We start from the raw sequence: 6,428 nt of genomic DNA, 5'->3' as shown, positions 1-6,428 counted from the left end.
TTAAATTGAGGTATGAAAAAGTGAATGCAGTAGATAATAAAAATAGTAGATATGAAGTGAATGCAAATGCTGCAGTTAAGATTATATGGTAGCAAAATAGTATTAAATGCATGAATTAGCTACTCATACTATTTATTGTTTTCAGCGATTTCAGGACACGATCTTCAATAGAGACAAAATTTCTTTAATTGAAAAATCAGCACCACAAATAAACTCATCTGCTGCTCCATAATATATTGTAAGCTTATCCCCATCAATAATATGACCATTTGTAAAAACTACATGTCCAAAGAAACCACTAATTTCATAATCTTCCTTTGGAATCATTATTGGATCTTCGGTTCGAGATATCACTTTGGAGGGATCATTAAGATCTAAAAGAAGCGCTCCAAGACAATATCGATGTGCAACATCAGCACCATGATAAATTTGAAGCCATCCATATTCTGTTTTTATGGGAGCAGCACCAGCACCTATACGCACACTATCCCACATTTCTTTCCGTGTACCGGCTACAAATTTATGATTTCCCCAATGGATTCCATCAATAGACTCAGCAATCCAGATAAAATTTCCACCTATTTGCACACTGCTCGGACGATGAAGTGCATAATATTTGCCGTTTATTAATTCTTCAAAAATAGCACAATCTTTATTATGTGGAGGGAAAATCATACCATGATGCGTAAAATCTACCCAATTTGTTGTAGTTCGTAGTCCTACACCAACCCCACTATTTGAAACAGCAGTATAAGTCAGGTAATAAGTATTTCCAATTTGAGAAACTCTACAATCTTCAATACCAAATTGCTCCAATGTTCCTATTGCCGTTAATAAAGAATTATTTAAACTTTCCGTGAATTTTATTCCATCTTCACTTTCCATGAGTCTTAAATGAGATAGGGTGGTAAGATAATCCAAGCCTTTATACTGCATGACACGTGCATCAGTAGCGATTAGATGAGGATCATTCAGCGGGACTTCTATTATTTCAATTTTCCCATTGTCATTTATTACTGGAAAAAAAACAACTCCTTCCTTTTGTGTTATGCTTTCGGCAACACGAACTAAAAGATATATTTTATTCTTGAATCTGAAAACACCAGGATTTAAAAGGCAAATTACTTGTAATTCTGCACTTGTTGGCTCAATATTTTTTGGGATTAATATTGGATTATTGCTAAACCTTTTGGCGATATCTGACATAATATAATTATTTATATAGTATTTACTTACACTTAAGGGGATAATTAGTTTCTATATCCGAACCTATTAATAAAGCTATTGCATCAATTGCCTGATTAATAATTTCAGTTTGCGTTCCTTTAAAATGGAAACGTTTGGCAATATGTTTGTATGGCAAAATAATATAAACAAATATAGTTCCCACTGGTTTTTCAAGACATTCACTTCCCCCTGGAGTGGCTAAACCAGTTATTGCAACGCAAATATCAGCAGGTGTAAAGCTGCAAAAATTTACCGCCATTGCCTGAGTAACTTCGTATGATTCAGCAGTGAAAGTTTCAATTAAACCCAATGGAATTTTTAGTAGATCTGTTTTCATACAAATATCATAACTAACAATACCACCAAGCAAAATTTTACCTGAATTAGGAACTGTGGAAAATTCATAAGACATTTTTCCTGCAGATACACTTTCTACAAATGCTATCTTCCATTCTTTTTTAATCAATAAATTGGTAAAGTCTGTAACTTCTTTGGATGCCATTTTAAATTTTATTTTATTATCGATTATGGATGTTTATTTCAGTATTTAAATTATATCATGATAACACTATATCATTTCGACGCTGATATAAAGTCTGTGTATTTTTGTTAAAAACAAAAGCCTGCTACATATAAATGTTGCAGGCTTCTCTTAATTGTTTAGCTTATTTTTTTTCTTCTTCCTCATTTTCAGCAGCCTCGAAGTTTATCGAGTTATATGCTGCCTCACTTAAAGTCTCATCCGCTTCTTTTTCTTCAGCTAATGTTTGTTCCAATAAACTAGCTGCTTCGTCTTCGCCAAGTGTTTTGGCGAATGCCACTAGGGTACCATAAGAGGCAATTTCGTAATGTTCAATTTTTTGCGATGCTGCAATAATACCTGCATCTCTCACAGGACCAAGTTCCGTTTCTTTAAGAATATCTTTTCCTTCAGTTATTAGACCATCCATAGCATCACATTTTTTTGCAACAGCTTTTTCACCTAGAATATCAAAAACTTCTTCCAATCTTGTAACTTGTTCTTGAGTGACTTCTAAATGATTATTGATTGCCATAACCAAGTTTTCATTTGATGCATTTTTTGCCATTTTTGGCAATGCTTTCACTAAAGCTTTCTCAGCCCAATAAATATCTTTTAGAGCATCAACGAATAATTCCTTTAGTTCTTTAGCTGCATTTTTTTTAGGTTTAACTATTTTTTTTTCAGCTGAAGTTTTTGCCTTTGTATCCTTTTTTTTATCTTTTGATTCCATCTTATTTAATTTTAAATTATTATTTATTTTTTACCAAATTTTACGATCATCCTCAAAACTATCAGTTTTTGCTTCATTTTTGAAAATTTCCTTTTCTGCCTCTGTGTCAGGAATTTCATTGGGATCTTTAAAAGAGTTTTCTCCATTCTGGAAATCACTATTTCCTTCTGAATAGCGATCAGTTTCTGTGTATCTAACATCCCCTGTACCTGGCACAGTGTTATTATCAATTGGTTTATAATTTTCATCATTTTCCAATTCATTTATCGACACACTATCTTTCAATGCATCCTTTGAAGTATCATTGTTTTCGCTTGGGAAATAATCCGTATTTGGATTTATTTTTTTTAAATTTTCGTCTTTAATTTCTTTTGAGGTACCACGATCTTCGTTGTATTCTCTATTATCTAAATTTTCCATGATATTGATTATTAAAATTATACATAATCAAAATTAAGATTAGATATCTTTTTAATGTTATATAATTTTGTAATGAAATTATAATTTATTAATCTGGAAAAAAATTACGTATATGAAAATTAATGGTTTTGAGAAGAATCTTAAGAGATGAAAAAACTATTTTGAATCTGTTTTTAATTGTGTGTATTATTAAATTTTATTGCTTTAAAAGACAAAATATCTAGTTTGTTTTCAAAACTTGCCAAATTATTATGCTAGAAAGTATGGTATTACTGATGCCTTTATAGTTTAATCACAGATATTGTTTTACTTCATTAGAAAAATTTCTCCCCAGTGGGGTGAAACTGTGGAAAATTTATCATTAAATGTTTGAAATTTTGTGAATTAATTAGACGTAAACCAAATTTAAAATTTGGCATGTATCACAAAATTTATTAGCTATGAAATATTCTATAGACAAAATCCTTTTAGATATACACAATAAAGAAGATAAGATTTTATCACAAAGCAAAAGGTTGATTGATGAGGCTTACGAAATGACCCTATATCTTCAAGATCTTTTAGGTTCAGTTAAGAAATACCTTAGTGAAGAAGGATTTAAAAACGATGAGGAAGAAATCCATTTCTTTCGTTCTATTAAGCCCCAAATTCTTGGAAAGCTGATTTACTACAATAAGATATATCGCATTGAAACCACTTGCCCTGTTAGTAACGGTAAAATGTATTACAGTTATTTTTCTGGACAATTGGCAAATCTTAAACGGGAATATACTGAACACCTCTGCAATTCGGATTTTTATAGGTATTACCGCTCAGGTCGGACAGACCGTGATGATATTTACTTCAAACGTGGAAACATTAATTACCATGATGGACTTAACAGTATTGTGTTTGAAATAGACCCGGAATTCTCGACTTTCTTCGATTATAAAACTGCAAAGATTATATCTAATGAGTTGCTCTACCATTATTTGCTCACAAAAATTAATCCTGATGAAAGTCCCGATGTGATATTGCAAAAGCCGGAAAGTTGCAAAGATATATTTTGGACAGATAGCAAAAATGCCATAATCGAATTGATATATGCCCTTTATGCTTCGGGCGTAATTTCTCACGGAAAAATCGGTATCCGAAAAATTAGTCTGATGTTTCAAGTACTTTTCCGTATTCCTCTCGGCGACCTGCATCACGCTTTCCATAGAATGAAAACCCGAAGTGGTTCCAGGACTTCATTTTTAGACCAGCTTAAGTTTTCTCTTGAAGAATATATGGATAAAGACCTTTAGTTTAATTGAGCTATCATTTCAAAGCAGTACATCATCGTACTGCTTTTTTTTGCCCATATCTGCCAATTGGTAAAGTTTGCAAAACACTATTGTTAAAACAATCAAAATTCCCTAAAAACCTTTACTGATAAGGATTTCCCTAATTGTAAAAATTTTCAAAAAAACGCCAAACCAATTGGCAGACCTTGGCAGACAAACTGTGCCATCCTTACCAATTTTGCATAGTAAACTTTAATAAGCTATGTAATGAAAATAATAAATATTGAGGAAGAAGCGTGGCAACAGCTCAACAGCCGTATCAATACCATTGCTGACTATCTCAAAAGACAAGAAGATAAAAGTTATGATGACCTGTGGCTCAATAACCACGAGGTATGCCAATACCTGCAAATCAGCGAGAAAACCCTATGGCGTATGCGTACCAAAGGAGAGATCGCTTATTCAAAAATCTACGGACAATATTTCTACACTATTGGTTCCATAAAAGATTTGTTCAAGGCCAATGCTATACAAAGCAGTGATGAGTATGTACAGCAACTTATGGATAAAGGCAAAAGATATATCGAGAAAGGTAGAAAATTATAGGCAGATAAAAAATAGGTTTAACCCTAAAATTATATTCTTATGAATATTGAAAGAATGGAATTTTTGGCGTGGATGGAACGCCTAATGGACAGACTTGATATGCTTGGCAACAATATCGAGGACTTTCAAAAGAAACGAAATAATATAGATGGGGAGGAATTACTCGACAATCAGGATTTACTTCAAATGCTGAAGATCAGTAATCGTTCATTGCAACGTTATCGCTCCAACGGGAAACTCCCATATTATACAATAAGCGGGAAATTGTATTATAAGTTATCTGATGTTCATCAATTTATAAGAGAGAGTTTTAATTCTCCGACACCTAAATAAAATGCCAATGAGCGTCAAGTACTGCCATTAAATGCCACTTAATGCAATGCGGTGAGCAGTTCATTTAATTTAGGCATTGAAATCTTAAAAATTCTCAAATTATGAACGAAGCAACTTCAAATAAGCATGAAGAGTCCCAACAATTATCGGACATAATGTTGGTGTTGGATAAAGAAAAAATGAAAATCCATGCTGTAAAAAATATTGATAAAAACGGAAAAATGGAAACCGTTGCTCCCACAAAAAAGAACGAAAGCGAATTTATGCGGGTGGACAAACAAGGCAATTTCATTTCTAATTTCTTCTCCAATTTTTACAGACAACTGAAAGACCCTACCAAATTTACATTCTTCCAAGTACCAGCCGATAAAGCCTTAGAAAAAGCAAAAGAATTTCAGAAGCAGATAGATTATCCTACGCCAGAGGGCGAAAAAATAATGAAAAAAGATGAAATGAAAGTTGAGTCTGAACATAAACAAGAAAATCAAAATAATATGGAAACAACACAAAAAGCACCAGAAAATAACGAATACCGTTACAAGCCGGAACAAATTGATTGGGAAACAATGAACAATCTTGGATTGGGCAAAGAACGCCTGGAAAAAATGAACCTCTTGGAACCTTTATTGAAAGGGTTTAAAACCAATGAACTTGTACCTGTAAGCCTTAATCTCGGTACTGCGGTTACCCGGATGGATGCCCGTCTTTCATTGCAACATAATGATGAAGGCAGGGTAGTAGTCGCTATTCACGGTATTCGAAAAGAGCCGAACTTAAATTTTGAGTTTTTTGGACACAAGTTTACTGATGAAGACAAGAATAACTTATTCGATGCAGGGAATATGGGGCGTGTGGTTGATTTGAAAAATCCTAAAACAGGGGAAATTATTCCCTCAATTATTAGTGTGGATAGGCTAACCAATGAATTGATTGCACTGAAAATAGAATACATAAAAATACCCGATGAAATAAAAGGGGTAAAACTGAATGATGAGCAAAAACAAACTTTAATGGACGGCAAACCACTTCATTTAGAGGGAATGATTTCTAAAAAGGGAACCGAGTTTGAAGCTACCGTACAGTTCAATGCAGACAAACGTTATGTAGAGTTTCTTTTTGACAGAGGCAATTCCAATCAGCAAACGCAAAGCAACGGACAAAACAACCATCAAAATAATCCGCAGGAAGTTCCGAGAGTTTTTAGAGGTAAGGAATTGGATAATGAACAATATGATAAGTTCAAAGCTGGTCAGACTGTTTACATCAGTGGCTTGACGGACAAGCAAGGTAAGCCATACCAAGGTTATATCACGTTGAATAAGGA

Annotated in this window: 8 protein-coding genes; 4 read left to right on the top strand and 4 right to left on the bottom strand. The window is 33.4% G+C overall.

Annotated features, from left to right (window positions below):
• Positions 1–150: 150 nt before the first annotated feature.
• The 4 genes from WBQ70_RS11860 to WBQ70_RS11845 all read right to left on the bottom strand — a co-directional run bounded on the left by WBQ70_RS11860 (position 151) and on the right by WBQ70_RS11845 (position 2,900).
• On the bottom strand, positions 151–1,206 hold the full coding sequence (locus WBQ70_RS11860) for a glycoside hydrolase family 130 protein (RefSeq protein WP_423914453.1): 1,056 nt from the start codon (positions 1,204–1,206) through the stop codon (positions 151–153).
• A gap of 22 nt (positions 1,207–1,228) precedes the next feature.
• Positions 1,229–1,729 (bottom strand): CinA family protein, encoded by a 501-nt coding sequence (locus WBQ70_RS11855; RefSeq protein WP_423914450.1) that lies wholly within the window; start codon positions 1,727–1,729, stop codon positions 1,229–1,231.
• A gap of 163 nt (positions 1,730–1,892) precedes the next feature.
• Positions 1,893–2,480, bottom strand: coding sequence for a ferritin-like domain-containing protein (locus WBQ70_RS11850; RefSeq protein ID WP_423914449.1), 588 nt, complete (start codon positions 2,478–2,480; stop codon positions 1,893–1,895).
• Positions 2,481–2,510: 30 nt separating this feature from the next.
• Positions 2,511–2,900: a hypothetical protein gene (locus tag WBQ70_RS11845; protein ID WP_423914447.1), complete on the bottom strand. Its 390-nt coding sequence runs from the start codon at positions 2,898–2,900 to the stop codon at positions 2,511–2,513.
• A 440-nt stretch (positions 2,901–3,340) separates the two neighbouring features.
• Between WBQ70_RS11845 and WBQ70_RS11840 the strand changes: the two genes are divergently transcribed.
• The 4 genes from WBQ70_RS11840 to WBQ70_RS11825 form a co-directional block, all read left to right on the top strand.
• On the top strand, positions 3,341–4,186 hold the full coding sequence (locus tag WBQ70_RS11840) for an RteC domain-containing protein (RefSeq protein ID WP_423914445.1): 846 nt from the start codon (positions 3,341–3,343) through the stop codon (positions 4,184–4,186).
• 246 nt (positions 4,187–4,432) lie between these two features.
• The gene (locus WBQ70_RS11835) at positions 4,433–4,771 is read left to right on the top strand and encodes a helix-turn-helix domain-containing protein (protein WP_423914443.1); all 339 of its coding nucleotides are present in this window, start codon (positions 4,433–4,435) and stop codon (positions 4,769–4,771) included.
• 39 nt (positions 4,772–4,810) lie between these two features.
• Positions 4,811–5,104, top strand: coding sequence for a helix-turn-helix domain-containing protein (locus WBQ70_RS11830; RefSeq protein ID WP_423914441.1), 294 nt, complete (start codon positions 4,811–4,813; stop codon positions 5,102–5,104).
• Between the two features lie 101 nt (positions 5,105–5,205).
• Positions 5,206–6,428 (top strand): DUF3945 domain-containing protein (locus tag WBQ70_RS11825; RefSeq protein WP_423914439.1); only part of this gene is annotated, 1,223 nt, incomplete at its 3' end.

This window comes from Flavobacterium sp., assembly GCF_049590715.1.
Taxonomy (GTDB): domain Bacteria; phylum Bacteroidota; class Bacteroidia; order Flavobacteriales; family Flavobacteriaceae; genus Flavobacterium.
This window is presented reverse-complemented; position numbering and strand designations above follow the sequence as displayed.

Coding starts and splice junctions, on each gene's coding strand:
- WBQ70_RS11860 (WP_423914453.1), bottom strand. CDS start 1,206: ATGTCAGATATCGCCAAAAGGTTTAGCAATAATCCAATATTAATCCCA.
- WBQ70_RS11855 (WP_423914450.1), bottom strand. CDS start 1,729: ATGGCATCCAAAGAAGTTACAGACTTTACCAATTTATTGATTAAAAAA.
- WBQ70_RS11850 (WP_423914449.1), bottom strand. CDS start 2,480: ATGGAATCAAAAGATAAAAAAAAGGATACAAAGGCAAAAACTTCAGCT.
- WBQ70_RS11845 (WP_423914447.1), bottom strand. CDS start 2,900: ATGGAAAATTTAGATAATAGAGAATACAACGAAGATCGTGGTACCTCA.
- WBQ70_RS11840 (WP_423914445.1), top strand. CDS start 3,341: ATGAAATATTCTATAGACAAAATCCTTTTAGATATACACAATAAAGAA.
- WBQ70_RS11835 (WP_423914443.1), top strand. CDS start 4,433: ATGAAAATAATAAATATTGAGGAAGAAGCGTGGCAACAGCTCAACAGC.
- WBQ70_RS11830 (WP_423914441.1), top strand. CDS start 4,811: ATGAATATTGAAAGAATGGAATTTTTGGCGTGGATGGAACGCCTAATG.